This is a genomic window from Sulfurimonas sp., from assembly GCF_032250635.1.
Taxonomy (GTDB): Bacteria; Campylobacterota; Campylobacteria; order Campylobacterales; family Sulfurimonadaceae; genus Sulfurimonas.
On record NZ_JAVVFL010000264.1, the window covers coordinates 1 to 1,921 of the forward strand.

Here is a 1,921-nt window from a genome sequence, read left to right on the forward strand (position 1 = left end):
TCATCTTCTGCCTATGCAAAATTTTTGAAAAATAAAAACACATCGTTTGAAAATATCATTAAACTTCTTGTAGCACTTGGGATGCATGCCAATATTCAAGGGCTGCTGTTTAGCCAAAAATTTGCTTCCATCGAGGAGATTCGAGAGGCTAAAGCAAAAAAACAGAGACTAAGAGTAAAAAAGGCAAAAGATGCAAACTAAACTCACAGAGATTGATGCGTTTATTTACGGTCAAAAAATCGGCACGCTTATCTACCATCAAGGCGCTATCTACTTTGAGTATGATACATCGTTTAAAAAATCTTCCTTAGAGATTTCGCCGCTAAAACTTCCTCTTGCCAGAACAACCGGAGTTTATACAAATCCAGATAATTTTTATCTTTACGGCGGATTGGCGGGCGTGTTTTTTGATTCGCTTCCAGACAAGCATGGCATGGCTTTTATAGATACCTATTTTTCAAAAAAAGGTCTTAAACAAAACCAGATTACACTTTTGCACAAACTGGCATTTATAGGCGACAGAGGGATGGGAGCCATAGAGTACCGCCCCAAAGAGCATGAAGATAATCAGAGTGTTTTGGATGTGTTGGACGCAAAAAATGCCTATGAGAGTATGAAAAAGATTTTAAACGACAAAGATGAGATAAGCTCAATAGAGAATTTTATGAACATTATCGATAGTGTCTCTCCGCTTGGCGGCGGCAGACCAAAGATGCTTATCACCTACAACCCACAAACCAAAACGCTAAGATTTAACACAAAAACTATACCTCATGGATACAAAAGAGCGATTATAAAGTTTGATGAAATTTACTATGAAAAAGAGAGCCTCAATTTTACAAGACTAGAGTATATCTATATGCTTATGGCAAAAGAGTGCGGGATTGTGGTGCCGCCTGTTTACTTGCATGAAGAAAATGGGGAACACCACCTTATAATAGAGCGGTTTGACAGAGATACCGATGATGAGAAGTTGCACATCGCTACTGCATCGGCTCTTATGCACATAGACATCTCAGTGCCTCAAAGCAGTTCGTATGAGCAACTTTTTGCGCTTACAAGAGTACTTTGTAACAACCAACTAGAAATCGAGCAGCTATTTCGTCGCATGCTCTTTAATGCTCTTGCTTATAACTTTGACGACCATGCAAAAAACTTCTCCTTTATCATGGATAAATTTGGCAAATGGAGGCTCTCCCCGGCCTATGATATAAACTACTCCAAGGGGTTGGCAACGCAGCATATCACTACCATCAACGCTAAAGGGCTAGATTTTACAAGAGATGATTTTTACGCCATAGCACAAAACCAGAGCATCAAAAAAAGCAGAGTAGATGCGATGCTTAGAGAGATTTTTAAAGCGTTAGAGTCATTTCAAGAGCGAGCACAAGCGATAGGAATAGATGCTAAAACTATTAAAGAGTGTAGCCAAGATTTGCAAAGACAAAGAGAACTTTTAGATTTTTCTTATTGATGCAAACATAAAGCTGTTGTTTGCAAAACTCTCAAAGATGGATAATGCAACAACAAAAGAGCAATACAGAAGTGCTCTGCTAAAATACTGCAAGCTCGATACGCTAGCGATGGTGGTAGTTTTGAAAAAATAAAGGGGGAATGTGGGATGAGTGAAATAGATAACATAGTAGATGAATGGAAAAATTTCAAGTATTTTCAAGAAATTGATAAAGAGGAAATAAGTGCTGTTTGGAAATGTTTTAAACATTACAAAAAGAAAGTTTTAGATAAAACTTTACAGTTAAAAGAATACACAAATCGTGTGCAAAATTTAGATGGTGAATGCAATTATTTATGTCAATTTTTTGAAAGAGATAGTGAAAAGTATTTTGCATCTGCAAAACCAGGTAATTGGAATGACCCCACTTATATAGACAGAAACTTATTCAGTTAACACCTTGTTTTT

3 protein-coding genes are annotated in these 1,921 nt (G+C 37.1%); all 3 read left to right on the forward strand.

Annotation, left to right across the window (positions count from 1 at the left end; all coding sequences use genetic code 11):
* A partial coding sequence (locus RQ763_RS11595) for a hypothetical protein (protein ID WP_314153147.1) occupies positions 1-201 on the forward strand: 201 nt, incomplete at its 5' end.
* The gene (locus RQ763_RS11600; protein ID WP_314153148.1) at positions 191-1,474 is read left to right on the forward strand and encodes a type II toxin-antitoxin system HipA family toxin; all 1,284 of its coding nucleotides are present in this window, start codon (positions 191-193) and stop codon (positions 1,472-1,474) included. The genes RQ763_RS11595 and RQ763_RS11600, both read left to right, overlap by 11 nt.
* Positions 1,475-1,621: 147 nt before the next feature.
* Positions 1,622-1,909 carry a hypothetical protein gene (locus RQ763_RS11605; protein ID WP_314153149.1) on the forward strand — a complete coding sequence of 96 codons (288 nt, stop codon included), beginning with the start codon at positions 1,622-1,624 and terminating at the stop codon, positions 1,907-1,909.
* The last annotated feature ends 12 nt before the right edge of the window (positions 1,910-1,921 follow it).

Coding starts and splice junctions, on each gene's coding strand:
- RQ763_RS11600 (WP_314153148.1), top strand. CDS start 191: ATGCAAACTAAACTCACAGAGATTGATGCGTTTATTTACGGTCAAAAA.
- RQ763_RS11605 (WP_314153149.1), top strand. CDS start 1,622: ATGAGTGAAATAGATAACATAGTAGATGAATGGAAAAATTTCAAGTAT.